The organism is Vibrio sp. V43_P6S15P86, from assembly GCF_009904725.1.
Taxonomy (GTDB): Bacteria; Pseudomonadota; Gammaproteobacteria; order Enterobacterales; family Vibrionaceae; genus Vibrio; species Vibrio diabolicus.
Map to the genome: position 1 here is coordinate 1 of NZ_WXWT01000153.1, position 24,777 is coordinate 24,777.

Genomic DNA, 24,777 nt, shown 5'->3' on the forward strand with positions numbered 1-24,777 from the left:
CCTTTATTTTAGGTGCGTTGCGGCCAAACCTTGATTTGCGCAATTGGGTGCTAAAAGAAGGCAGAACCACCACACTCAATTTACGATAGACAAAATAGGAAAATCAGCAACAAAAAAAGCCATTAGGGCTACTAATGGCTTCTATTTTATTTGAATATAAAAATAAGGCAACCAAGCAATAAAGAGGTGTGAGCTTGATAGAAACTTTGCTACACAACTCGTTGCGCAATTGACAAATATATTCCTCTGATATCTTAACGCGTTGTTTTGGTTATTAAATACCGACTTCAGCTGCTGTAAGATTATGAAACTCTGTCGGGATTTGGTCCCAAGCGGATTTGATCTCACGGATAATGTCGATAACGTCGTCGATCAGTTGAGGATCATTTTGATGGTTAGCAGCAGAAATTTGCGTGATCATAAACTCATACAGTGAATCTAAGTTTGAAGCAATATCACCACCGTCATCCATAGATAGACAGCTGCGTAGCGCGATAATGATGTCTAACGCTTTACCCAAGCGCTCACCTTTTGCTGGAATATTGCCTGCTTGCATGGCTGCTTTACCTTGAATAAGGCGCTCAATCGCACCAGCCATAAGCATTTGAATGACTTTGTGCGGAGAAGCCGCGCTAAGCTGGCTGTCGACTGATACCTTTTTGTATGCTTGCAAAGAACCGCGCATAGTAATCCTCTTTTAAATAAATTTTTTGTACTGCTGAAGTGAACGCTGGCCATAACGAAACTTATGGAGCTCTTTTCCGACCTTTGACGTTTCCGATTGCATCAGCTCGACAATTCTTTTGGTACGAGTTAGCAATGCTTGCCACTCTGCATCCTGCTTAACCAAAGGATTTTGATGAATAATTGGTAACAGGTTTTGCAATAACCGTTCCCTGATATCGACCAAGCGAAGAATTTCTTCAGCATTAAAATCAATTTTTTCTAATTCTTGCGTAATTAGTTGATCTATATCACTAATTTCCATGAGTTCTTTTTGCATTTATTAACCCAACGCACTCATCAAAGCGCCTAACTGGCCTTGCATTTTACCGGTCGCATCTTGCATCGCGGTAAACTTCGCATGAGTACGCTTCTCTAGGCTTTCCATGCGGCGATCTAATGCCGCTTGATCGTCACTCAAACGGTAGTTTTGTTCTGTGAGACTTTTTTCTCGAGTACGAATACTGCCTGTAATACCTGTGATACCGTGAATCGCATCTTCTACTCGTTTAGCAAAACCTGTGTTGCCACCGAAGAACTTTTCTAACTCGTTGAAGTTATTGTTCAACTGGCGGTCTAGCATGTCATAGTTGATTTCTAGGGTGCCTTGACGTGTGGTCGTAATGCCAAATTCTGTTAAGGACTTTAGGTTTTCAGGTGCTTTATCGATTCGAGTAGAAAAGACCGATTTTAATCGTGAATCTGCACTGCGTACGGTGCTGTCACCTGACAACGGCCCTTTTTGACCAGTTACCGGATCCACACTCGCCAACGCTTGGGAGGTTTGATAAAACGAGTTATACGCTGCCACAAAGTTTTCGATATCGTTGCGTACACTTTGACGGTCGTACTCAACACCAATTTCAGCAGGCGGTTTATTCGGTTCAGATTTGCCTTTTAGTGTTAAATCAACACCTTCGATCGCATCTTCAATTACATTGTTGTGGCTAGATAGCTTTGCCACGCCATCAAGCAGAACTTCTGAATCTTGCCCTGCTTGTACCTCTGTCATACCGAGGTATTCTTCAAAAGCAGATTGCGCTTTTGCGATTTTCGCTTCTGCTTCATCAATTTTTTCTAAACGTTCGCGTTCTTGAGGATCCAGCTTAGCGCGATGAATTTGTTTCGCTTGCTCTTCGGTCAATTCACCACGTTCAACTTTTGCGTCTAGCGCTTGTTTTTCACTCGCAATTTTTTGCTCAATTTCAGCTTTTTCTTGCTCGAGAAGCTGCTTGGCCTCTTTCGTCGTAACGTAAGAGTCGGTTAGGGTGCCCGATGCGGCATTATTCCAGCCTGGTACATCTGGTGCCTTCTCTATTGCCTTTTCGTCGAGTTCAAGCTCTGGTTCTTCATAAGAGTCCAACAAAGTACCTGACGCAGTTTCTGTCCACCCTGGAATTCTGTCTTCAGGGCGTAAACTCGCGCGTCGGTTGGCTTCATCAATGGCTTCTTGACCTGCTTTTGCTGCTTCTGCACCCGCCGCAGAGATTGGCACTTGCGATGCATCATCTTGTACATCGTCTGCCGCTTTTTGCTCTTCTGGAGGTAGAGGATTGCCGTTTACATCCAGCTCTTCTGCTGGTTGTTCCGGAAATTTAAGAGGACCTAAGACATCTTCCGCCGCTGAACGAGCTTCTTCAAGCGCGTTGACGCGGTCTTCAAGTGTTTGGTATTCGAAATATCTAAGAGGGTTGCCTTTTTCTGCCTCCACACTGACTCTGATTTGATGATCCTTACCAAAGAGGTTAGAAGCAAGGATAAGGCGTGGTCCTTCAACGTCGTTAATAAGAGATGCACGAACGCCAGGGTTATCTTTAGCGCCATTGATGCCACGTACGACATCGATGAGCTTAGATCGGGAACGAACATCGATATTAAAACGCTCATCACCAAGCGAAATCTGCAGCTTACCAGGGCCAAATTTTGCGTCTTCTGGCAATACGTCAGAAGCGACTTTATGGCTCTGCGCAAGCTGCAACACATCGATAGCATATTTGCCAGCGATAGCATCTGTGGTTGCCGTGGCAGATACGATATTGTCATTGGTCGTTTCGACAGTGCGAACGGCAAATGCTTTCTCCTGACGAAAGTTCGCCATGAGATTTTTCATCGTATCCAATGATTCTCTGAGTCGCCCGTAAGCACTGATACTGGCATTAATTGTCGTGCGTTCGTTGTCGATGCGTTGCTGCTTTGGTACGCGTTCGGCATCCACAATTTTGCTGACCATGGAATTAATATCCATGCCGCCAGACATCCCCAAAGGGCCTAAACTCATCAAATCACCTCTAAAAACGACTTACACTTTTTCAGTCAACAACCCGCTGTTGGCTGTGTGCTCAGCTAGGCGACGCAATACCACTAGCATTTCTTCATCAGGAATTTGACGAATCACGTCACCGGTATTGGCTTCATAAATCGTCACCACATCTCGTCCGGATTCTTCATCCACTCGAAATGCGACTCCTTTGTTTATGGACGTTACAAATTCATTCATTTGTGCGACCAATTTTTCACGTTCTTCTTTGTTCAGTTCTTGACGGCTTTCAGCCATCTCGATCGCAGCTTGAACAGAGAAGTCGTATTCGGTGTTTTTCGCTTTTTGCGGCGAAATCTCACCATTTGAATTTGCTGGGCTAGACGTGCCTATATCATTGCCATTTTTATTTGCAAACTTTGTGCCATTTGGCGTGCCGTAAGGCTGGATGTTCGATGCGTAGGAGGATATATCCATTACAATCTCCCTTCCACCTTGTGGGCTAACGATAGAATCTATCGTGGTGCCCCAGCACTAAGGTGTTGACCTCAGGCTGGGTTTACCACTTAGCCCAACAAGCTTAGCGCTGCTGATGGAGACTGCTTCGCTTGAGCCAGGATTGAAGTACTTGCTTGCTGAAGAATTTGCGACTTAGTCATCGCAGTGGTTTCCTTCGCGTAATCAGTATCTTTAATACGGCTTTTAGACGCGTTAACGTTCTCGTTAATGTTGTCTAGGTTGCTGATTGCGTGGTTGAAGCGGTTTTGGAAAGCACCGAGTGAAGCTCGTTGGCTGTCTACGGACTTAAGAGCACCGTCGATAACCGCTACTGCTTCTTGAGAGCCAGCTACTGTGGTTACATCGATGTCTTTCACTGTTACGTCTTTCGGGCCACCAAAGCCGATCTCGTCTGCTAGGTTGCCAGAAAACTCAACATCACCTTCAACTTTTTGAGAAGAAGCAAATACTTGTAGTTTGCCATCTTCGCCAACAGAGGCTTTTACATCATCGTTTTGACCGTTGATGTATGTCGCTAGCTGCTCAATATCATCGCCTTGCTTAGCGCTGATTGATAGCTCTTTCTCTTCACCCTGCTTGTTGGTGTAGCTCATTTTGAACTCTGTTTTCTCACCAACAGTCCAAGATGCGTCTTTACCCTCTTCTGCTGCGTAGCTCTTACCACCCATTGCTGAAGTGTCTGAGCGTAGGTTACCCATAGAAAGCATCACTGCTTCACCTGAGTCCGCACCGATTTGGAAAGATTGAGTACCGTAAGTACCGTTTAGAAGCTTGTTACCACCGAAAGAGGTAGTTTCAGCAATACGGTTTAGCTCGTCGTTTAGCGCTGTTACTTCTTCTTGGATCGCTACACGTTCTGCTTTTGAGTTAGAGCCGTTCGCCGATTGAAGCGAAAGATCACGCATACGTTGTAGGATGTTGGTAGATTCATTCATTGCACCTTCAGCAACCTGTGCAATAGAAATACCGTCGTTTGCGTTTTTCACTGCCATGTCTAGGCCACGGCTTTGTGCATTCAAGCGGTTTGAAATCTGTAGACCTGCAGCATCGTCTTTCGCGCTATTGATTTTATAACCCGAAGACAAACGCTCCATTGATTTTTGTTGACCGTCAGCTGCCTGGTTTAGGTAACGCTGTGCAGTCATCGCTGAAACGTTAGTATTAACGTTAATCGCCATAATTGATCTCCTTAAGGCTTTAGTGAATGTACCGTCGTGTCTCTCACCTCACTTAGGTACATCTCATTTCTCTCAGTCCCTTTAACGGCGACCGATGAATATCCTTTAGAAGAAATTTTCAATTTTTTGCGATTATTTTCTTTGGTTTACTGAAATGTGATGAAGCTCTAATGCCGTGATTCGCAGAAATCCTGAGTCCCCAAAAGACAGAAAAAAACCCAGCCGAAGCTGGGTTTACTCGCTCATCTCTCACCACGAACCAATGAGGTTCTCGTCTTAGGTTTGAAATTAACCTAGCAGACTTAGCGCTGAGTTTGGCGCTTGTTTCGCTTGCGCAAGGATTGAGCTTGACGCTTGCGATAGAATTTGTGACTTGGTCATTTGAGTCGTTTCTTTCGCGAAGTCAGTATCTTTGATACGGCTCTTCGACGCGTTCACATTCTCGTTAATGTTGTCCAAGTTGCTGATTGCATGGTTGAAACGGTTCTGGAATGCACCCAGTTCTGCGCGGTGGCTGTCTACGTATTTCAGTGCCGCATCGATGATAGCCACAGATTCCTGTGCGCCACCAACTGAGGTTACGTCGATAGTATCTACCGTTACTTTTTTACCTTCGCCCAAACCTAGCTCGCCAGATAGGCCGCCTGAAAACTCGACTTCGCCTTCGACTTTGTTGTTGCCAGCAAAGATTTGCAGTTTACCGTCTTGGTCTACTGAGGCTTTCACTAGGTCAGTTTGACCGTTAATGTAAGTCGCAAGCTCTTCGATATCATCACCCGCTTTTGCGCTGATGTTGATTTCTTGCTCTTGACCGTAGCTGTCCGTTAGGTTGATTTTTAGGTCGTTCTTACCTTCAGCAACGTTCCAGTCTTTACCTTTACCACTTTCAGCTTGGTAGCTCACACCGCCCATCATTTTGTTGTCTGAACGCATGTCTTTGAGCTCAAGCATCACAGCTTCACCGTTATCCGCACCGATTTGGAACGATTTCGCACCGTGTGTGCCGTTTAGTAGCTTGTTACCACCGAAAGAAGTGGTTTCTGCGATACGGTTTAGTTCGTCGTTTAGCGCGGTCACTTCTTCTTGAATCGCCACACGCTCTGATTTCGAGTTTGAGCCGTTTGCTGATTGTAGAGACAAGTCACGCATACGTTGAAGAATGTTAGTGGTCTCGTTCATTGCACCTTCAGCGGTTTGTGCAATTGAGATACCGTCGTTCGCGTTGCGAACCGCTACATCCAAACCACGGCTTTGTACGTTCAAACGGTTCGAGATTTGTAGACCCGCAGCGTCATCTTTTGCGCTGTTGATTTTGAAACCCGAAGACAAACGCTCCATAGAAGTTTGTTGAGCTGAGTTTGCGTTGTTTAGGTAACGCTGAGCGGTCATCGCTGATACGTTAGTGTTTACATTCACTGCCATGGTGATTTCTCCAATTGATTTTCCGGTGTAGCGTTTTCCGACGTCTCGGAAAACCAAGTAGTTCTCTCAAAGTTACTTTTATTAACGTCGCATGCCCTGTTTTCTTTAGAGTAAATTTTGGATTTTTTTGAAAGTACTTCGTTTGGACGGGTAATCGTGACAAAGCGGATAAAAAAGCAAAAAAACTTTCATTTTTCGCTAAAGCTTCTTTTCGAGCTGTCGATACAGGCAGGTTTTACGTTAAATTCGAGCGAGGTCGATCATTAGCCAAGTAAGGTTAATGCTAGGTTGGGCGCTTGTTTTGCTTGTGCAAGAATAGAAGTACTGACCTGCTGCAAGATCTGCTGCTTCACCATTTGCGTGGTTTCTTTGGCGTAGTCAGTGTCTTGGATACGACTGTTGGAAGCGGCTAAGTTTTCGTGGATATTATCGAGATTATTGATCGCATGATTAAAGCGGTTTTGATACGCGCCTAACTCCGCACGACTGCCATCTACCGTTTTCAAAGCATCATCTAAAATGCCGACCGCCATCTGAGCGCCACCGACCGTGCTAATATCAATACTATCTACCGTTCTATTTACGGTGACATACTTGCCAAGTTCTAACTCATCAGCCAGGCCACCACTGAAGGTTGGTCCAGGGTATTTTATGGCGTCCTTGTGGGACATGAGTAACTGCAGTTGCCCCTCTTCATTAACAGACGCTTTCACTTTATCGGTCTGCCCGTTAATGTAAGTCGCGAGTTCTTCTATATCGTCGCCAGCTTTAGCTTCAATACGGATCTCCTGCTCTTCAAAATTGTTATCACGGTAGCTGATAACAATTTCATTATTTCCGTTTTTAACCGTCCAATCTGAACTGACTCTTTGATATGAGCTCATTGAAAAGCTACCTAAAGATTCCGGCTGCATGGTCCGTAGGCCAACTTGGACCGCTTCACCAGCCGTTGCACCGATTTGAAAAGACGATGTACCGAATGTGCCATTCAGCAATTTACGCCCGCCAAAGGAGGTCGTTTCTGCAATACGACTTAACTCATCATTTAAAGCAGAAACTTCTTCTTGCAGTGCAGTGCGCTCCGCTTTGCTGTTTGAACCGTTAGCAGATTGAAGCGACAAATCACGCATACGTTGCATGATGTTAGTCACCTCATTCATCGCGCCTTCAGCAGTTTGCATGATGGAAATACCGTCATTCGCGTTACGTACCGCGACATCCAAACCGCGCATTTGCGATTGCAGACGGTTGGAGATTTGCAGACCTGCCGCATCATCTTTTGCGCTGTTAATACGCTTCCCTGAAGACAAACGCTCCATAGATTGATTCAGCATATCCGTTGCACTGGTCAAATGACGCTGTGCGACAAGTGCTGCAACATTGGTATTAACGGTGATCGCCACGAATAAAGAGTCCTAAAATTAAGGCTTTGAGTACTTATCGACCAAGTAACAGAAAAGTTTAGTGTTTTTTGAAAAGAGATTGGAATAGAAATAGAAAACAAAAGCCCTCCAATTGGAGGGCTTAAGAAATAAAGTCTGAGAACTTACTTGATGGCTAGCTCTGCGAGCATTTCTTGTGAAGGAGCGAAGAAGTACGCACCAGTTACCGCTTTTGTGAAACGAAGCATTTGGTCTGTTTTATCATCTGTCACGCCGTACATACTTTCTAGCATCACTTTAATGTTATGAAGTGTATTACAGTAAGAGATAAACAGCAGGCCATGAGGCCCTGTTACCGTCCCGTATGGCAAGCTATGACGAACAATCTTGAGACCTTTTCCTTCTTCTTTAATATCAACGCGACCAACGTGTGATGCAGCAGGAACGTCTTCTAGCTCGATAGAGTCTGGTTTGGTACGACCAATCACTTTTTCTTGCGCTTTGACATTCAAGCGATTCCAAGCGGCAAGGTTATGTTCGAAGCGTTGAGCCATGACATAACTACCTCCAGCAAATGGGCCCTCTTTTACTAGAGCCACATCAGCGCGAGCCTCCCCTTTCGGATTTTCTGTCCCATCAATAAAGTCTGTCATATCACGAGCATCAAGGTAACGGTACCCATACGTTTCGTCCACAATGGTGACATCTTGTGCCGTCTCTTCTAGAAACTTACGCAGAACATAAAAGTGCAAGTCGTGACGAGTAGAGTGACAGTGAATCAGCACATCAACATCCGTTGCAGGCGCTACGATGTCTCCTTCGCCAAGTTGAGTAAAATCAATAAGCTCTTCTGGCGCGTCTACATTGAGGTGTTGCCAAAACGATTTTGTGAATGCGATAGAAAGGGTCAGCGCCGCGCCTGGCTGGGTAATATTTAACTCTTCCACTAACTTTGGTAGTGCTTTCAGCTTATCCAATACGTTTTCACGGTTTTGGTTCACTTTAAGTTGAGTGTACAGTGCAAATGGCCCTGCTTCTGGCACGATCGCCGTTTGAGCTTGTGACATTGAGGTTTCCTCTATTACTTTGCCCCAGAGTGGGAAGTTATTGTTTTTAATTCTTTGAATGCTGCTGTTCATCGTGCGCCAATTGTGGCACATGAAAACAGTCTTTTACCCATCTTCCATTTAGAAGATAGATCATAAACCAAGCTAATAAGGTAATGGTAAGGGCGTTTGCCCAATTAAACACTCCATGTTCTAGATACACATGATACATGGTCTGAGCAAGTTGAATACCGCACAAGATCAAAGTGATCTCGCGACCATAGCGAGTAATTCTGTTTACCCATCCTCTGTCGGGATGACGAAGCCCCATTAACCACATAAGAAGCAAACTTGGAATGCCCATCGCCAAACCCAAATACAGCGTACTTGAGTCTGGGTAAACAATAGCGAGTAGCTTACTGCCACTATCACGACTTACGCCTGCCATCGCAAACACAACCCATGAACGCACAAGAAACATCCATCCAAACCATAAAATAATCGGCGCTTTTAAAAATCCATGGGCGTCATATTGGTCAAACGAGTAGCGCACAACATCTTCTTCTTAATGTGATAAAACGCCACTTTAACCTATCATTTCAGAGTTGCAAGCCAGCAAAGATGAGAACTAAAGTTCATTTCATCATCTTACACAGGTAAACTAAACAAAGATTTACAATGACGTTGATGAGAAACATGAAAAAAAGAACTCCAGCTCCCCCAGCACCTTCTCAAGAAACTCAAGCCGAAGCGATGAGAATTGCCAAATCCACGCAGAAACCGGGGCAAACCAAAGAGCAAACCAAGCTTATCGCTCAAGGTATCGAAAAAGGCATCGCTCAATATAAGAAGCAGCAAAAAGAGCGCAATCGTCAAGCCGATAAAGCGAAGAAAAAACAGCAACGTGAAAAGCAACGTCAGCATGAAGAAGCTATCGAACAAGACAACATCACCGACGATGCGCCAAACCATGCATCAAGCAAACTGCCTTGGACACTACTTGTCCTGAGCTGGATTGGCTTTGCTGCTTACATAGTATTGGGGAAATAGCTAATGAAACACCTGTTTCTTGGACTTTTTGTCGTACTTCTCTCTGGTTGCACGATGCCTTCTCACCTTACTCATGCTCAAAGCCAAGATGTTCATATTCGCATTGACGCTCAGTTCAATCCTGATCGATGCGAATACAAAGGCGAAGTCACCGGAAGCGAGGGTCATTGGTATAACTACATTTTTATGACTAATGACGCGATGATGCAAGGCGCGATGAATGATTTAAAAAACAATGCAGCGGCTATCGATGCGGACACCGTTTTTATGGTCTCCCCACAAGATTTTATCACCTCATTTAGCGTGCTGGGCTCCGCTTACCGCTGCAATGGATGACGCCTGAATATGAAAAAAGCCAGCAATTGCTGGCTTATGCACGAAATCCAAGACTGCTAGCGATATCTCTCTCCCGCTCTAGAACCCATTGGCTATCAAAAGGCCCCCAATCTGAAAGTTGATAATAGCCGTCATTATGACGTCGGCCATCTTGAACGAATATGAGTTCAATGCCGATCCCAGGTAACGCCTTGAGTACATCTTGAATAGTACGACGAGGCCACCCCGTTTTTTCGATCAACTTTGGCACATTCGGCCTTTCTAGGTTTTCCACCAACAAGGCCAAATATAGCCGCCTTGCAAAAACAGGACTCAATTCCATTGACACCTCCTAAAATTGTGCTGATTCATTATTTCGTTTTTGCTCAGCGAGGTGTTGCGTTTGATCAATAACTCGACTTTTCCATTTGATTTAGACGAATTTTTATTCGATTTATAGCGCATTCATCGTAAATAAGTTATGTGACATTAGTTATCTCAATCTATCTGAAAATATTTTCCACCGCATTTTGTCAGTTTGATTGCTTCTTGATAGGATGCTTTAACAGCCCAAATCACTTAAGTGCGTCTTAACCGCGCCAGTGAAAAATAGAACAAAGAAAAAGGAAACACTATGTCGATTACCATGTTTGGTATTCCCAACTGCGATACGATCAAAAAAGCCAAGAAATGGTTAGAAGTCGAGGGTATTGCTTACGACTTCCATGACTACCGTAAGCAAGGCATTGATGCAGAAATGGTAAGTGAATTTTGTCGCGCTTTAGGTTGGGAACAGGTACTCAATAAACGTGGCACAACCTACCGCCAATTAGCGCAAGAGCAGAAAGACACACTTAACGAGGAAAACGCCATCGCTCTTTTGGTAGAAAACCCTGCGATGATTAAACGCCCAATTTTAAAAGTGAATGATCAACTTCATATCGGTTTTAAAGCTGATCAATACGCTAGCATTTTCAACTCTTAAATAAAGGAATACTCAAGGATGACAGACAGTCCAGTATTGGCACTTGCTAAAGATTTGATCAGTAGACAGTCCGTAACGCCGGAAGACGCAGGTTGTCAGGATTTGATGATCGAGCGCTTAAAAGCACTCGGGTTTGAAATTGAAGTGATGGTATTTGAAGACACCACGAACTTCTGGGCTCGACGTGGTTCAGAAGCGCCGCTATTTGCGTTTGCTGGCCACACCGATGTGGTACCTGCTGGCAAACTGGAGCACTGGGATACACATCCGTTTGAACCAACTATCATTGATGATTACTTGCATGGCCGCGGCGCAGCTGACATGAAAGGATCACTCGCCGCTATGGTTGTTGCAGTTGAACGCTTTATCGCTGAAAACCCAGACCACAAAGGCTCAATCGGCTTTCTAATTACGTCGGATGAAGAAGGACCATTTATCAATGGTACCGTTCGTGTTGTAGAAACGTTGATGGCACGTGGCGAAAATATCGACATGTGTATCGTCGGTGAACCATCCAGTACCGAAGTAGTTGGCGATGTGGTGAAAAATGGACGTCGCGGCTCTATTACGGGCGATTTGACGATAAAAGGAACACAAGGCCACGTGGCCTATCCTCATCTAGCCAATAACCCAGTGCACGAGTCTCTACTCGCGATTCATGAACTCGCGACGACAGAGTGGGACAAAGGAAATGATTATTTCCCACCAACCAGCTTCCAGATCCCGAACGTATCGGCTGGCACTGGTGCGTCTAACGTCATTCCTGGCGAGTTCCATGTTCAGTTCAACCTACGTTTTAGTACTGAGCTTAACAATGACGCAATTGTTCAGCGTGTTACCGAAACACTAGACAAGCATGAGCTGGACTACGAACTAAAATGGACATTCAACGGCGACCCATTCCTGACCGATACGGGCGCACTGCTAGACGCGGTTGTAGCTGCTGTGGCCGAAGTCAATGATACGAAGCCAGCGCTACTTACAACTGGCGGTACGTCTGATGGTCGCTTTATCGCTCGAATGGGTGGTCAAGTCGTAGAGTTAGGCCCTGTTAACGCTACGATTCATAAAGTGAACGAATGCGTGAAAGTGGACGATCTAGAAAAGTTGACTGACATGTACGAGAACACGTTGAAACACCTGTTAGCGAAGTAATCAGCGAGAACACCATGACACCAGAGCAACTCACCGGCACCACAGATTCTCATCTGCAATCCACTTTAGTGGGTCAAAAAGCGTTTCTACTCCATCCTGAAGTGGCTGACGATCTGCTAAAGATGATCAAAGCGGCAACAGAAGCAGGTTTTAAAATGGAAATCGCCAGTGGTTTTCGTGACTTCAACCGCCAAAAAGCGATCTGGAACGGGAAGTTTTCTGGTGAGTTGCCAGTTCTCGACGTCAACTCCCGCCCTTTAAACAAAGCAGAGTTAAATGACGAAGAGAAGTTGATGGCCATTTTGCGCTGGTCGGCACTGCCTGGAGGAAGTCGTCATCATTGGGGTTGTGATTTTGATGTCTATGCGCGCAATTTATTGCCTACTGACACCAAACTCAAGCTGGAACCTTGGGAGTACATTGAAGGCCACCAGCAAGCGTTCTACCAATGGTTAAAAGCCAACCTTGGTCGATTCGGCTTCTTCTTCCCTTATCAGCAAGATTTAGGTGGCGTTTCGATTGAGCCTTGGCACATTAGCCACCGCACTGTCGGGCAACAGTGCCTCGAGCAGTTGACGCTTGATGTACTCAGAAGCCAGTTGATTCAGCAAAATCAGACCGACAACATTGCAGGGATTGACGTCATACTGAATAATTTGGATAACGTCGTTGCCAAATTTATTCACAATATCACGCCACCGGAGGCTCTATGATAGAAATACTCACCAACCCTTGGGTCATTATCATTGTAGTGTTGAGCGTGGTCATTGGTAACATTGCCGCACTCAAATACACCGCAAAAATGAAGTTTGGTCAGATGGATAAAAGCCGTAAGAACGATTTAGATAAGCTGAACACGTTGGATAAACAGCGCTCCGCTGACGAGGAGAGCAACAAAGACGAGCCTCGTTAGTTAAACACCTACTTTATCTCGACACGCCGAATATAAGCATCAAAAAAGGGACCACTAGGTCCCTTTTCAATTATTGTGTAAACGTATCGCGTTAAGTTCGCTTTGGTTACTGCTTCACCGTCGCAGCCAATACAGGCGCTAGTGATTTCAAAAACTCTTCTTCTACTGGCTTACCAGAGGAATCCGTAATATTGATAGACGTACGGTTGCCTAAATCACCAAGTAAGAATGTGTACTTACCAGCGTCTAACTCCACTGGTTTAACGCCGATATCGTTCCAGAATTCATCATCCGGAGACGCATATTTCGCTGTGATTGTGCCCTGAGACTGGCTACGCTCTTCAATCTTAAAGCCCATCTTAGGTAGAATATTAGGCAAACGTTGCCAAAGCATGTTGTATTGCGCACGCGCGACAATCACAGGAAGCCCGCTGCGGTCTTTACCCATTGTAATTGGGATCTGTTTAACCAACTCTTGCGCTTTACGTTGTGCTTCTTCACGTACTTCTTGATCGTAGCGAGCGGTTACCAAGTTAGTCATGAACACATTGTAGCGCTCACGGTTGGTCGCCGTTACTTCTTTCACTTGATTGCCTTCACGCCAGTCAATAAGACTCACTTTAAAGCCGTGTCGACCATTTGCTTCAGCACGTACGATCTCATATCGGCTACCAATTTCCAGCTCTTCGTCTGGCGAATCCCACGTCACCCAACCCGTCTCGATACGAGAATCTGTTTGGCTTTCAACCGGAATCTCGTTGGCCGCAACCATGTTTTGTACGGTTTGCCAAACCTTGTCTAGTTCATCTTTACGAAGTAGCCAAAGTGTCACTTCACCATCACTACTGCGGTCCAGACGCGCACCAGGAATAAGCTCTAGGACTTGTTGAGGTGGACGAATGTCGACATCTTTACCTACACCACCAGCATAGTTACCCTGAGGGATCTCATAGTTCGGATAAAACTGTGGCTGTGCGCCTTGTGGGACATTCCACTCACCCAAATTAGGGGAGTTCAAATACTCGAAGTCATCTTTTGCTTGACGACGTTGATTGGCACCACCTGAACAGGCAGTCAATACGAATACAGCTAATGAACTTAACACTAACTGGCTTGAAAGCTTCATCTATACTCCTAAAACACCGAGGGCGCTTTGGCCCCCAGTATGAACTTCAATCCTAGTAACTCAATCTTAATAGCTCAATTTTAATAAATACCGGCGTCGGTTAACGCCTGTTCAACGATCGGCTGCGATTTTTCAGAAAGTGTGGTTAAAGGAAGACGCAAACCACCTTCTTCAATCAAACCAAGCTTTTGCGCTGCCCATTTTACTGGGATAGGGCTTGCTTCAATGAAAAGGTTTTTGTGTAGAGTCATCAAGCGTTGGTTAATCGCTTCTGCTTCTTCGTACTTACCTTCACTTGCCAAATGGAACATGTCTGCCATATCTTTAGCTGCAATATTGTTCGTTACCGAGATAACACCATTGCCGCCAAGTTTCACAAAATCGAGACCCGTCGCATCATCGCCACTTAGTAAGATAAAATCTTCGCCACAAAGTTCACGGTGAATTGCAATTCGGTCCAAATCGCCCGTTGCATCTTTTAAAGCCACGATATTATCAAGCTTTGACAAGCGTGCCACTATTTCTGGCTGCATATCAACAGCAGTACGGCCTGGTACGTTGTATAAAATTAGAGGCACATCACTCGCTTCAGCAATTGCCTTGTAGTGCAAGAACAAACCTTCTTGAGTTGGTTTGTTGTAATACGGTGTCACACTCAGGAAGCCAGCAATACCAGAATCAGCCAGTAATTTGCTAAATGTTACTGCCTCGTGGGTTGCATTTGCACCCGTGCCAGCAATCACAGGGATGCGACCGTCGGCAAACTCAACAGTTTTATTAACGACCTTTACATGCTCTTCAATGGTCAGTGTCGCTGACTCACCTGTTGTGCCTACTGCCACAATACCGTCTGTACCCGCTTCAACGTGGTACTCTACTAGCTTTTGCAGACTGTCAAAGTCTACTTCGCCATCTGCTTTGAATGGCGTAATCAGCGCTACGATACTTCCTGAAAACATGTTTATCTCCCTCATTTAACTCTTTCTGCATGGTACTGTAATGCGATTGAAAAACACAAGAGCGTAAACTCGCTTACAAAGTACAAATGAATGAATAATTATCAGTTGTTAGAGGTCTAGCAACTTAATTGCTCTATTTGGTTTGATTAGCGGCAATATTGATAATCGTGTTGGGCTTCGAGTGACTTTAGAATCTATCAGTGATTTGGAAAATACTGAAGTGCACAAGCCAGGAAAATATACTCTTGGGTTGCGCTCACCAAGTCAGACCTGAGTGAATAAAAAGACCAAACAATACGCAAGCACATCATGCAAACGTTTTATTCCCCCAACTCCCTCGTTTACTGCTTGCCTCCAATCGTTCACCTCAAGAGCCAACCTACTTTTTTGTAAACTAAAAAAAGAACTGACTCGATATTTCTCCGCAATATCTGTGCTAACATCTCTCTATTGAAGAAAGGACAAGAAGCTCATTTATGAAGCAACATCTGGTACTTACAGCAGTTGGAACGGACCGTCCAGGCATTTGTAACCAAGTCGTACACCTCGTTACTCAAGCCGGTTGTAACATAGTCGATAGCCGTATCGCTATCTTTGGAAGTGAATTTACGCTGATCATGCTCCTAACTGGGAACGCCAGTAGTGTGACTCGAGTAGAAACGCAATTGCCCCTACTTGGCCAAGAGCATGACCTGATTACGATTATGAAGCGTACGTCGGCGCACGAATTGCTCGACAACAGCTACACAATGGAAGTGTTTATTGAGTCTGAAGACCGCCCAGGTCTGACTGAAAAGTTTACTAAGTTCTTCGCGGATCAACAGATTGGTTTGGACTCTCTTAGTGCCCAAACTATCAGTAAGTCGAAAATTCAACTTGATGCCGACCAATTCCACATTGCGATTACCGCATCAGTAAGTGCGGATTGTAACTTAATGCAATTACAAGAAGATTTCGATGAACTTTGTCAGTCGCTCAACGTACAAGGTTCTCTGAATTTCATTAAAAACACACTATAACGTAAAGGAAATCAAAATGAATACGCTGACAGCAGGCTCGCCAGCGCCAGCCTTCTCTTTGCTCGACCAAGACGGAAATACCGTTTCTCTTGAAGACTTTAAAGGCAAAAAAGTACTTTTCTACTTTTACCCTAAGGCGATGACGCCGGGTTGTACTACACAAGCAAAAGGTCTACGTGACATCAAAGCTGAATTAGATGCGCACAACGTGGTTGTACTTGGCGTAAGCATCGACCCTGTAAAACGCCTAGGCAAATTCATCGAGCGTGATGATTTAAACTTCACCCTACTTTCTGACGAAGATCATGCCGTTGCAGACCAATTTGGCGTTTGGGGCGAAAAGAAATTCATGGGTAAAGTATACGATGGTCTTCACCGCATTAGCTTTCTAATCAATGAAGAAGGCGTGATCGAACACGTGTTCAACAAGTTCAAAACTAAAGATCACCACGAAGTCGTATTAAATTACCTGAACGAAAACGCATAAGCGCGTTCCGTTCTTCAAATAACAAGAAAGCCCAGCAAACTGCTGGGCTTTCTTTTGAGCATTGTACTTTGGTAACGCCTACTCTTGTTCGACTGGTTCGTTTTCTTCCGTACTTGGTAAAGCATGCCATACGGCTTTAACTAGTGTCGCCAACGGAATGGCGAAGAATACGCCCCAAAAACCCCACAAGCCACCGAAGACTAACACTGCCACAATGATGGCAACTGGGTGTAGATTTACCGCCTCAGAAAACAGAACAGGAACCAACACATTACCATCCAGCGCTTGGATAATACCGTAGGCAAGCAGCAACCAATAAAACGGAGGCGCAAGACCCCATTGGAACAGACCAACGATGGCGACAGGCACAGTTACAGCTGCCGCGCCGATATAAGGAATTAACACAGATAGACCGACAGCTACGGCAAGCAGCGCCGAATAGCGAAGATCTAAAATGGCAAAAGTCACGTAACTCACGCCACCCACTATTAAAATCTCGAGCACTTTACCGCGAATGTAATTGGAGATCTGCTCGTTCATTTCATGCCAAACTTTATTCGCGAGTTTACGGTTTTTCGGCAAAACACCACTCGCGATTCTTAGCATCTCTTCTTTGTCCTTCAGTAAGAAGAAGATAAGTAGTGGCACTAAAATCAAGTATACCGCTAGCGTCGCAATACTGACTAATGACGCAAGTGAGCCTTTTACTACACTCTCACCAAGTCCCAACGCTTGGTTTTTGGCATTTGTCACCACGGTTTCTACAATTTCTAAGTTTGCTAACTCAGGGTGACGTTCTGGTAGCGTGACAATAAACTTTTGTAACCCGTTGTACATATTTGGAATATCGTTAATTAGATTACCGACCTGAGTCCAAATCGTCGGAACCAAACCAAACAAAGCGATCAACATCAATCCGACGAACATTAAGATCACGATGATGACCGACAAAGTGCGCGGCACGCCCATGCGACACATTTTTACGACTGGCCATTCAAGTAAATAAGCCAAAACGATCGCGACAAGCAATGGCGCAATCAAATGCCCAAAGAAGTAAATGGTGATAAAACCAAACAGCAAGATCGCGACGAGACTTACTGCATGAGGGTCTGAGAAACGTCGTTTATACCAACGACTAACCATTTCAAACATCTTATGCGGATTCCTTATTGAATACAGTCAATGTGTAGTGCTCTGATGTAGATTGGCAATCAACTGAGTACCCTTGGGCACTGAGATAGTTCACAATGTCTCGTTTAGAGCTGTTATCCACCACTTGAATAACAAGTTGATGATACTGCTGCGTTTCTCCTTGAAAGACTTCAGCAGCGCGACGCTTTGCAAGTAACAGTGCCATAGGGCAACGTTGTTCACGCAAATCAAGTAACATGGATTCCATTGTATTGCTCTGCACTTATGATAGGGTTGTATTGTAACGGCTTTTTGAGCTGGTGCTAGCACTTCTGACATGATTTAACCACATGCTGAAATGACTCGGATATAAAATAATTTACGAAACCAATTCATTTATTTCCGGTCTTATTGCTAGCTTATATCCTCGCGGATAACCAAAACGCATGTGGCGCTGTTGAGAGGTTCTCAGCCTCTAACCACATGCTTATGTATTTTGGAGAACCTTTTAAACGTATGTTAAAACGCACTCGCTCGCTAGTTTGCTTATGTCTTGCAGCTGCAATCAGTTCGCCGACAACTTATGCCAATAGCATTGACTTGCCAGACATTGGCACGGCTGCTGGTGGCACGCTCTCAATAGACCAAGAGTTGATTTACGGCGACGCCTATATGCGTATGCTCAGAGCCAGTAAACCTATCGTTAATGATCCTGTTATCAATGAGTATATTGACGCTCTCGGGCACAGATTAGTAGCCAATGCGAACGATGTAAAAACGCCGTTTCACTTCTTTATGATTCGCGACCGCAATATTAACGCGTTCGCGTTTTTTGGTGGTTACGTAGCGTTGCACTCTGGGTTGTTTCTTCATGCGCGTTCAGAAAGTGAGTTGGCCTCTGTTGTTGCTCACGAGATTGCGCACGTCACACAACGCCACCTTGCGCGCAGCATGGAAGAGCAAGCACGTCGCTCTCCGGCCACATTAGCTGCACTCGCTGGCGCATTACTGCTTTCGATTGCCTCACCAGAAGCGGGGATGGCTGCAATCACGGCGGCAACCGCAGGTAACATGCAAAGCCAAATCAACTACACTCGCGCAAATGAGAAAGAAGCGGACCGCTTTGGTATTTCGACACTGGCAAAAGCTGGTTTTGATGTTCAAGCAATGCCACGTTTTTTTGGCCGTCTTGCAGATGAATATCGTTATGCGAGTAAACCGCCGCCAATGCTACTGACTCACCCACTACCTGAAGATCGAATTACCGATAGCCGTGCACGAGCAAGGACCTATCCACCAATGCGTGTTGTGCCTTCAATAGACTATCACCTAGCGCGTGCGCGCATTGTGGCTCGTTACGCTGGCATTGATGGACAAGCTGCTTTGGGCTGGTTTGAACGAACTCAAAAGAAAGCCTCTGCGGACATCACACCTGCTTTTGACTATGGGCGGGCACTCGTACATTTAGACAGCAAACGCTTGTCTCAAGCGGAACCTATTTTGAAAAAGTTGCTGGAGCAGGACCCAAGTAACCCGTTCTACCTGGATGCTATGACGGATTTATATATCGAGAAGAAGCAGCCAGAAAAAGCAACCGAGATGCTCCGTAAAGCGTTATCTCGGAACCCTCAAAATAAAGTATTGACCATTAACTATGCCAATGCACTACTTGAGGACAATAAAAACGATCAAGCCACGCGAGTTCTTCAAAGATACACTCATGATTATCCTGAAGATACAAATGGCTGGCACCTAATATCGAAGAGCTACCACGCGCTAGGACGTAGTGATGAAGAGTTGGCTGCGCGAGCGGAAATTTTGGCGTTGCGAGCAAACTGGAATAAAGCGATTCAATATTATAGTGAAGCAAGTAAAATGGCCAAGTTGGGCAGCTTAGAGCAAGCTCGATACGATGCCCGTATTGACCAACTCATGATCCAAAGAGATCGATTCATGGCATTACAATAACGAAATGGAGAAAACCATGTCAGTCGTGATTTATCACAACCCTCGTTGCTCAAAGAGCCGTCAAACACTTGAACTGCTTGAGCAAAATGGTGTTACACCGGAAGTCGTCAAATACCTAGACACACCACTTAACGTAGATGAGCTAAAAGCGCTGTACGCACAACTTGGCTTTTCATCTGTACGTGAAATGATGCGCACCAAAGAAAGCGAATACAAAGAACTTGGCCTAGGCGAAGACTCTGTTAGCGATGAGCAATTGTTCGAAGCAATGGCGAAAAATCCAAAATTATTTGAGCGTCCGGTGGTAGTTGCCAACGGCAAAGCGAAAATTGGTCGACCACCAGAGCAAGTGTTGGATATTCTATAAATGGATTGCCAGATCCTTATTTTGTATTTCAGCCGTCACGGCTCGACAAAACAACTGGCAAGACAGATAGCAAGAGGAGTCGAGTCGACTCCTCAATGCCAAGCAATTTTGCGTACAGTTGAAGAATTGTCACCTCACTCACACTCCCCTTCTGATCCAATTGTTACTCTAGAGGAACTGAAAACGTGCGACGGTCTAGCGTTTGGCAGTCCCGTCTGGTTTGGCAACATGGCTGCGCCTTTAAAGCACTTCTGGGATCAGACTACATCTTTATGGGTCAGTGGTGACTTAATCGATAAGCCAGCTTGTGTTTTTACTTCTTCCTCTTCGATGCATGGTGGTCAAGAAACAACGTTACAAAGCATGATGACCCCTTTGTTGCATCACGGGATGATGGTTTTGGGCATTCCTTATGCCGAACCAGAGTTACACACTACGCAGTCCGGAGGCACTCCGTATGGCGCCAGCAGTGTAGGCCATGAGGCAACCCTCAGCAGTGAAGAGATTCGTCTGGCACAACAATTAGGCAAAAGGCTGGCAACTGCAGCGTTAAAACTAAAAGTCTGTTAGTAAAATCAAGGATAGTTAATCGATGTCTGACTCTTTAGACCAAACACCACTCGGTACACAGGCTAAAACCTATCGTTACCTAGCTTTATTTGGCAACTTAGCCTTATTAGCCTGGGTCGCAATTTGGCAGCTTGCGTTGTCCCCTCACCCTCACCTCAGCAGCACAACACTTGCTATTGCTTGGTGTATTCCGCTATTACTTCCGTTGCCTGGTATTTTGGCTGGTAAGCCTTACACTCATGCTTGGGCTAACTTTGTTCTTATGCTGTATTTCTTGCATGCGCTGACCATCCTTTATGTGGATGGTGGAGAACGTTGGCTTGCGGCAGTAGAGTTGCTCCTGACTTCACTCGGTTTCGCTGGCAATATTTTGTTTGCTAGAGCGAGAGGCAAAGAGCTAGGTCTTAAGTTGAAACGCCTCTCTCAAGTAGAAAAAGAAGAAAAAGCGAAATTCAATAAATAACGCTAATCGCAGTCATCACTGACCATTGGTTCGAATACGAATTTAGAAAACAAAAAGAGTCGCTATTGCGACTCTTTTTTACGCTTACCAAATTGGTGTTTGATCCTTGCGCTTCACGCCTGGAACGCTATCAACGCAATTACGATGCCGAGCGCCACTCGTAGATCAAGTCATACTGTTCTCGGACAGGCTCCACAATCATCGGCTGAGTTGGTTGCGTTTCGTCCTTTGCTTCCGCCGCGATATCCGCAGGCACTTCAGACTGCACTTTTTCTACCATAGCTGTATCTTTAGCTTCATTCATCGGAGCAATTGGCTCTGCTTCTTGAGTTAAAGCTGGGGCATCAACTTCACCCAAAGGATCTTCAAAAACCATTAATTGAGAAATAGAAGAAGCTTCTTTCTCAAAAGCTTGTTGAGATGCCAAAAGATGGATGTTGAGCGTCAGCTCATCACCTTGGACACGCTTAATTTCCGTACCCGCAACCGAATTAAGTTGTTTTAACGCATTCTCTAAACGGAAGAAGTCCGTGGCAGACGTTACATTAAGGACTTTCACCGCCAACGCTTTTGAAGATTTTCCAGATACTACCACTGCGCTCTTACTCGCGTAGTAGTCAGCGATGCCATCAACCATCTCAGCAATGGCATTGGCGCCTGATGCGGAACCGTTACGCGGAGAGCGCTGTGCTTCAACAATTCTCATTGGTGATTGATCGTATAACGTCCAGCGAATTTGTTCACCTTGAGCGCGCACAACTAAAACAGCATCCGCTGGGTAGCGCTGGCTGGCTTGGCCAATAGGCTCAATAAAGCCGCCCCAAAGATCAGAAACATTCACACCAGTTACATCATCAAAATCACCAACCGGGATCGTGATCGGCAAGCCTCTCGATTTCGCAGCACTGCGAAGTGCTACAACGTTTGAAGAGTCGGAATGCTCCCAAGCAATATTACGATCGTAGCCCTGCTCTTCCACCATCCAAACCAAAATATTGGCGCGATTTGGCGACCAAGATGGCAATTGTGCTTGTGTTAAAAGCGAGCTGATTTGGTCGCTGTTAAACAACATTTTTAAGCTCGCTTTTCCATCAACCTGCCCATAGCTCAGTTGGGAAATGTAACGCGCACTTGAGCTGAGTGCCTTTTTAATCACCGGATTGCTTAAAGAGGATTGAGAACCGGTCGCTCGAACAATCACATCCTGCATACCTTGTTGACGAGCCAAAGACTCACCGTCGTTCTGCTCACTGTCGATAACCACTTCGGCACGATAGATATCCACCTGAGTTAATGCATATACTGGTAGGGACAACCAACCTATCAGTAAGAGAGCTAAATAGCGCATAGTTTTTATAATCCTCTGAACAAGAACCCGAATAATAAGCAACTATCAAATCTTGAGCAAGGTAAGTACTGAGTAAATTGTCTGTATTATGACCAGCTTTGTTAACTCGGGCCTCAACCAGCGCTTCAGTGCTATTTCTTATAATAAACTCATTGCTTATTAAGCTATCTCAATAAGTTAGGCTGTCCATTTTCATCTTCACGCAAGACACGTAAAAGAGGACAATTTGCAAGCAAGCAACTCTCAAAAGTGCTATTTATGGGAAAAATTCAATCGAAAGTTTGATCTATGCAACATTGCAAATGATTGCAGGATGATAGTATTCGCCGGATTTGTCTGCGTATCTTGAAAATAGGGAATTATTATGAAAAACGCGTTACAAGGCGCTCAAATGCTCTTTGTCGCTTTTGGTGCTTTGGTGCTTGTGCCGCTCCTAACTGGCCTTGATCCAAACGTAGCCCTCTTTGGTGCCGGTGTCGGTACTCTCCTCTTCCAATTAATGACTAAACGTTCTGTTCCCATCTTCCTTGCCTCTTCTTTTGCGTTTATTGCTCCTATTATGTTCGGTATCCAAACTTGGGGTATCGGTGCAACGATGGGCGGCTTGATGGCAGCGGGCTTAGTTTATGTGGCTCTAGGGGCGATGATCAAAGTGCGCGGTGTTGGATTTATCCATAAAATTCTCCCGCCTGTTGTCGTTGGCCCTGTGATCATGGTTATCGGCCTTGGCCTTGCCCCAACAGCAGTGAACATGGCGGTAGGTAAAACTGGTGATGGAGCTGCACAGCTAGTTAATGGTGATGCTGCGATCATTATCTCGGCGGTCTCACTGCTCACAACCATTGTACTCAGCGTTTTTGCAAAAGGCTTTTTGAAGCTCGTTCCTATTGTTGGTGGTATTCTTGCTGGTTACTCTGTTTCTCTATTCTACGGTGTGGTTGATTTCACTCCCGTAGAACAAGCGGCTTGGCTAGCCATGCCAAACTTCACCGCGCCAGAGTTCAATATCAACGCAATTTTGTTCATGATTCCTGTCGCTATCGCACCTGCGGTTGAGCACGTAGGTGACATGCTTGCTATCTCAAACGTTACAGGTAAAAACTACCTGAAAAAACCTGGCCTTCATCGCACAATCGCAGGTGACGGGGTGGCAACTATCGCAGCCTCGATGGTGGGTGCTCCACCAAACACCACTTACAGTGAAGTTACAGGAGCGGTAATGCTAACCAAAGCATTTAACCCTGTGATCATGACTTGGGCTGCGATCACTGCAATCGTACTTGCATTGGTAGGTAAGCTAGGCGCGGTTCTTCAAACGATTCCAGTACCTGTCATGGGCGGTATCATGATTCTGCTGTTCGGCTCTATCGCCACGGTAGGCCTCAACACACTGATCAAGAATAACGTTGATTTACATAAGTCTCGCAACCTAGTGATCGTTGCCGTAACACTTGTATTTGGTATTGGCGGTATGGCTTTCGGTATTGGCGAGTTCAGCCTGCAAGGTGTGAGCCTATGCGGTATCGTGGCAATTATTCTTAACCTTGTGCTGCCAAACGATTTAGGTGAAAACCACGTTGTAGATAACGCACAAATGGAAGAAGAGAACGCGAAATAGTGCGTCTGCGCTGCTTTACTGAGTGGCGCATTTTATTCTTCTCGTATTATAGATATAAAGAAGGCTTGGTTTTCACCAAGCCTTTGTTTTTTCTGTTCAGTCGTAGTAATACATTAAAGAATTACTTAGTACCGAAGATCTTATCACCTGCATCACCTAGACCCGGTACGATGTAGCCTTTGTCATTTAGCTTCTCATCGATTGCCGCAGTGTATAGCTCCACATCTGGGTGTGCTTTTTCTAGCGCTTCAATACCTTCTGGTGCAGCAACAAGTACCAACACTTTGATTTGGTTACAACCTTTCTCTTTTAGAAGATCAATCGTAGCAATCATAGAACCACCCGTTGCAAGCATTGGGTCAACAACAAGCGCAATACGCTCATCGATGTTAGAAGCAAGCTTGTTGAAGTAAGGAACTGGCTCAAGTGTTTCTTCATCACGGTAAATACCAACAACACTGATACGTGCGCTTGGCATGTGCTCAAGAACACCGTCCATCATGCCTAGACCTGCACGTAGGATTGGTACTACGGTTACTTTTTTACCTTTAATTTGGTCTACTTCTACCGGACCGTTCCAACCATCAATGGTCACTTTTTCTGTTTCAAAGTCTGACGTTGCTTCGTAAGTAAGTAGGCTACCGACCTCAGTCGCTAACTCACGAAAACGTTTTGTGCTGATGTCACCTTCTCTCATTAGACCAATTTTATGTTTTACTAGAGGGTGCTTTACTTCAACAACTTTCATGTCCATCTCCGGCTATAGTTGGCAATAT

29 protein-coding genes are annotated in these 24,777 nt (G+C 45.1%); 13 read left to right on the forward strand and 16 right to left on the reverse strand.

Translation table 11 applies throughout. From position 1 onward, the window contains the following. Nucleotides 1-274 precede the first annotated feature (274 nt). The 9 genes from fliS to CAG69_RS06680 form a co-directional block, all read right to left on the reverse strand. Nucleotides 275-685 carry a flagellar export chaperone FliS gene (gene fliS / locus CAG69_RS06640; RefSeq protein WP_012841524.1) on the reverse strand — a complete coding sequence of 137 codons (411 nt, stop codon included), beginning with the start codon at nucleotides 683-685 and terminating at the stop codon, nucleotides 275-277. 12 nt (nucleotides 686-697) lie between these two features. Continuing rightward, a complete protein-coding gene (locus tag CAG69_RS06645; protein WP_005380456.1) occupies nucleotides 698-1,003 on the reverse strand; it encodes a flagellar protein FliT in 306 nt (101 codons plus the stop codon). 3 nt (nucleotides 1,004-1,006) lie between these two features. Then, nucleotides 1,007-3,001, reverse strand: coding sequence for a flagellar filament capping protein FliD (gene fliD / locus CAG69_RS06650; protein WP_161443304.1), 1,995 nt, complete (start codon nucleotides 2,999-3,001; stop codon nucleotides 1,007-1,009). 21 nt (nucleotides 3,002-3,022) lie between these two features. Beyond that, entirely contained in the window at nucleotides 3,023-3,457 is a 435-nt protein-coding gene (gene flaG, locus CAG69_RS06655) for a flagellar protein FlaG (RefSeq protein ID WP_005384493.1), read from the reverse strand. Nucleotides 3,458-3,546: 89 nt separating this feature from the next. After that, nucleotides 3,547-4,677 (reverse strand): flagellin, encoded by a 1,131-nt coding sequence (locus tag CAG69_RS06660; RefSeq protein WP_005380449.1) that lies wholly within the window; start codon nucleotides 4,675-4,677, stop codon nucleotides 3,547-3,549. A 288-nt stretch (nucleotides 4,678-4,965) separates the two neighbouring features. After that, on the reverse strand, nucleotides 4,966-6,099 hold the full coding sequence (locus tag CAG69_RS06665) for a flagellin (protein ID WP_005393103.1): 1,134 nt from the start codon (nucleotides 6,097-6,099) through the stop codon (nucleotides 4,966-4,968). Nucleotides 6,100-6,362: 263 nt separating this feature from the next. Next, the gene (locus CAG69_RS06670; RefSeq protein WP_161443306.1) at nucleotides 6,363-7,502 is read right to left on the reverse strand and encodes a flagellin; all 1,140 of its coding nucleotides are present in this window, start codon (nucleotides 7,500-7,502) and stop codon (nucleotides 6,363-6,365) included. 143 nt (nucleotides 7,503-7,645) lie between these two features. Continuing rightward, nucleotides 7,646-8,548: a Dyp-type peroxidase gene (locus CAG69_RS06675; RefSeq protein WP_161443308.1), complete on the reverse strand. Its 903-nt coding sequence runs from the start codon at nucleotides 8,546-8,548 to the stop codon at nucleotides 7,646-7,648. 46 nt (nucleotides 8,549-8,594) lie between these two features. Continuing rightward, nucleotides 8,595-9,080, reverse strand: a complete 486-nt coding sequence (locus CAG69_RS06680) for a DUF2919 family protein (RefSeq protein ID WP_161443310.1) — start codon at nucleotides 9,078-9,080, stop codon at nucleotides 8,595-8,597. 143 nt (nucleotides 9,081-9,223) lie between these two features. Here CAG69_RS06680 and CAG69_RS06685 point away from each other — a divergent pair, with 143 nt between their 5' ends. Further along, complete coding sequence (locus CAG69_RS06685; protein WP_161443312.1) at nucleotides 9,224-9,577, forward strand: DUF2956 domain-containing protein; 354 nt, start codon at nucleotides 9,224-9,226, stop codon at nucleotides 9,575-9,577. A gap of 3 nt (nucleotides 9,578-9,580) precedes the next feature. Continuing rightward, nucleotides 9,581-9,913 carry a DUF4156 domain-containing protein gene (locus CAG69_RS06690; protein WP_161443313.1) on the forward strand — a complete coding sequence of 111 codons (333 nt, stop codon included), beginning with the start codon at nucleotides 9,581-9,583 and terminating at the stop codon, nucleotides 9,911-9,913. A gap of 34 nt (nucleotides 9,914-9,947) precedes the next feature. Here CAG69_RS06690 and CAG69_RS06695 read toward each other — a convergent pair whose 3' ends face one another. Next, entirely contained in the window at nucleotides 9,948-10,235 is a 288-nt protein-coding gene (locus CAG69_RS06695; protein ID WP_005380433.1) for a winged helix-turn-helix domain-containing protein, read from the reverse strand. 291 nt (nucleotides 10,236-10,526) lie between these two features. Here CAG69_RS06695 and CAG69_RS06700 point away from each other — a divergent pair, with 291 nt between their 5' ends. The 4 genes from CAG69_RS06700 to CAG69_RS06715 are packed head-to-tail and all read left to right on the forward strand — an operon-like array spanning nucleotide 10,527 to nucleotide 12,945. Continuing rightward, the gene (locus CAG69_RS06700) at nucleotides 10,527-10,877 is read left to right on the forward strand and encodes an ArsC family reductase (protein WP_161443316.1); all 351 of its coding nucleotides are present in this window, start codon (nucleotides 10,527-10,529) and stop codon (nucleotides 10,875-10,877) included. Between the two features lie 18 nt (nucleotides 10,878-10,895). After that, entirely contained in the window at nucleotides 10,896-12,032 is a 1,137-nt protein-coding gene (gene dapE, locus CAG69_RS06705) for a succinyl-diaminopimelate desuccinylase (RefSeq protein ID WP_161443318.1), read from the forward strand. A 14-nt stretch (nucleotides 12,033-12,046) separates the two neighbouring features. Beyond that, on the forward strand, nucleotides 12,047-12,745 hold the full coding sequence (locus tag CAG69_RS06710; RefSeq protein ID WP_048625865.1) for a M15 family metallopeptidase: 699 nt from the start codon (nucleotides 12,047-12,049) through the stop codon (nucleotides 12,743-12,745). After that, on the forward strand, nucleotides 12,742-12,945 hold the full coding sequence (locus tag CAG69_RS06715) for a DUF2897 family protein (protein WP_012841517.1): 204 nt from the start codon (nucleotides 12,742-12,744) through the stop codon (nucleotides 12,943-12,945). The genes CAG69_RS06710 and CAG69_RS06715 overlap by 4 nt, the downstream gene beginning before the upstream one ends. A 106-nt stretch (nucleotides 12,946-13,051) precedes the next feature. On the opposite strand, the gene bamC is transcribed toward CAG69_RS06715, so the two are convergent. Further along, nucleotides 13,052-14,071: an outer membrane protein assembly factor BamC gene (gene bamC / locus CAG69_RS06720; protein WP_006741687.1), complete on the reverse strand. Its 1,020-nt coding sequence runs from the start codon at nucleotides 14,069-14,071 to the stop codon at nucleotides 13,052-13,054. Nucleotides 14,072-14,151: 80 nt separating this feature from the next. Further along, entirely contained in the window at nucleotides 14,152-15,030 is an 879-nt protein-coding gene (gene dapA / locus CAG69_RS06725; RefSeq protein WP_161443319.1) for a 4-hydroxy-tetrahydrodipicolinate synthase, read from the reverse strand. Nucleotides 15,031-15,506: 476 nt separating this feature from the next. Here dapA and CAG69_RS06730 point away from each other — a divergent pair, with 476 nt between their 5' ends. Both CAG69_RS06730 and bcp read left to right on the forward strand, forming a co-directional pair. Next, nucleotides 15,507-16,049 carry a glycine cleavage system protein R gene (locus tag CAG69_RS06730; protein ID WP_012841515.1) on the forward strand — a complete coding sequence of 181 codons (543 nt, stop codon included), beginning with the start codon at nucleotides 15,507-15,509 and terminating at the stop codon, nucleotides 16,047-16,049. 16 nt (nucleotides 16,050-16,065) lie between these two features. Further along, the gene (gene bcp, locus CAG69_RS06735) at nucleotides 16,066-16,536 is read left to right on the forward strand and encodes a thioredoxin-dependent thiol peroxidase (protein WP_005380418.1); all 471 of its coding nucleotides are present in this window, start codon (nucleotides 16,066-16,068) and stop codon (nucleotides 16,534-16,536) included. A gap of 78 nt (nucleotides 16,537-16,614) precedes the next feature. Here bcp and CAG69_RS06740 read toward each other — a convergent pair whose 3' ends face one another. Both CAG69_RS06740 and CAG69_RS06745 read right to left on the reverse strand, forming a co-directional pair. After that, a complete protein-coding gene (locus CAG69_RS06740) occupies nucleotides 16,615-17,688 on the reverse strand; it encodes an AI-2E family transporter (RefSeq protein WP_006741685.1) in 1,074 nt (357 codons plus the stop codon). Nucleotide 17,689: 1 nt separating this feature from the next. Beyond that, nucleotides 17,690-17,926, reverse strand: a complete 237-nt coding sequence (locus CAG69_RS06745; protein WP_161443324.1) for a sulfurtransferase TusA family protein — start codon at nucleotides 17,924-17,926, stop codon at nucleotides 17,690-17,692. Nucleotides 17,927-18,183: 257 nt separating this feature from the next. On the opposite strand from CAG69_RS06745, the gene CAG69_RS06750 reads away from it, so the two are divergent. The 4 genes from CAG69_RS06750 to CAG69_RS06765 are packed head-to-tail and all read left to right on the forward strand — an operon-like array spanning nucleotide 18,184 to nucleotide 21,035. Beyond that, nucleotides 18,184-19,635 carry a beta-barrel assembly-enhancing protease gene (locus tag CAG69_RS06750; RefSeq protein WP_012841513.1) on the forward strand — a complete coding sequence of 484 codons (1,452 nt, stop codon included), beginning with the start codon at nucleotides 18,184-18,186 and terminating at the stop codon, nucleotides 19,633-19,635. A 16-nt stretch (nucleotides 19,636-19,651) separates the two neighbouring features. After that, nucleotides 19,652-20,002 carry an arsenate reductase (glutaredoxin) gene (gene arsC, locus CAG69_RS06755; protein ID WP_005380410.1) on the forward strand — a complete coding sequence of 117 codons (351 nt, stop codon included), beginning with the start codon at nucleotides 19,652-19,654 and terminating at the stop codon, nucleotides 20,000-20,002. After that, nucleotides 20,003-20,572, forward strand: coding sequence for an NAD(P)H:quinone oxidoreductase (gene wrbA / locus CAG69_RS06760; RefSeq protein ID WP_012841512.1), 570 nt, complete (start codon nucleotides 20,003-20,005; stop codon nucleotides 20,570-20,572). Between the two features lie 22 nt (nucleotides 20,573-20,594). Next, nucleotides 20,595-21,035 carry a DUF2069 domain-containing protein gene (locus CAG69_RS06765; protein ID WP_012841511.1) on the forward strand — a complete coding sequence of 147 codons (441 nt, stop codon included), beginning with the start codon at nucleotides 20,595-20,597 and terminating at the stop codon, nucleotides 21,033-21,035. A gap of 139 nt (nucleotides 21,036-21,174) precedes the next feature. Here the strand turns inward: CAG69_RS06765 and CAG69_RS06770 are convergent, their stop codons facing one another. Beyond that, nucleotides 21,175-22,383 (reverse strand): DUF2066 domain-containing protein, encoded by a 1,209-nt coding sequence (locus tag CAG69_RS06770; protein WP_161443321.1) that lies wholly within the window; start codon nucleotides 22,381-22,383, stop codon nucleotides 21,175-21,177. 364 nt (nucleotides 22,384-22,747) lie between these two features. Between CAG69_RS06770 and CAG69_RS06775 the strand changes: the two genes are divergently transcribed. After that, nucleotides 22,748-24,001 carry a uracil-xanthine permease family protein gene (locus CAG69_RS06775; RefSeq protein ID WP_161443323.1) on the forward strand — a complete coding sequence of 418 codons (1,254 nt, stop codon included), beginning with the start codon at nucleotides 22,748-22,750 and terminating at the stop codon, nucleotides 23,999-24,001. Nucleotides 24,002-24,122: 121 nt separating this feature from the next. Here CAG69_RS06775 and upp read toward each other — a convergent pair whose 3' ends face one another. Further along, nucleotides 24,123-24,749 (reverse strand): uracil phosphoribosyltransferase, encoded by a 627-nt coding sequence (upp, locus tag CAG69_RS06780; RefSeq protein WP_041852906.1) that lies wholly within the window; start codon nucleotides 24,747-24,749, stop codon nucleotides 24,123-24,125. Between the last annotated feature and the right edge of the window lie 28 nt (nucleotides 24,750-24,777).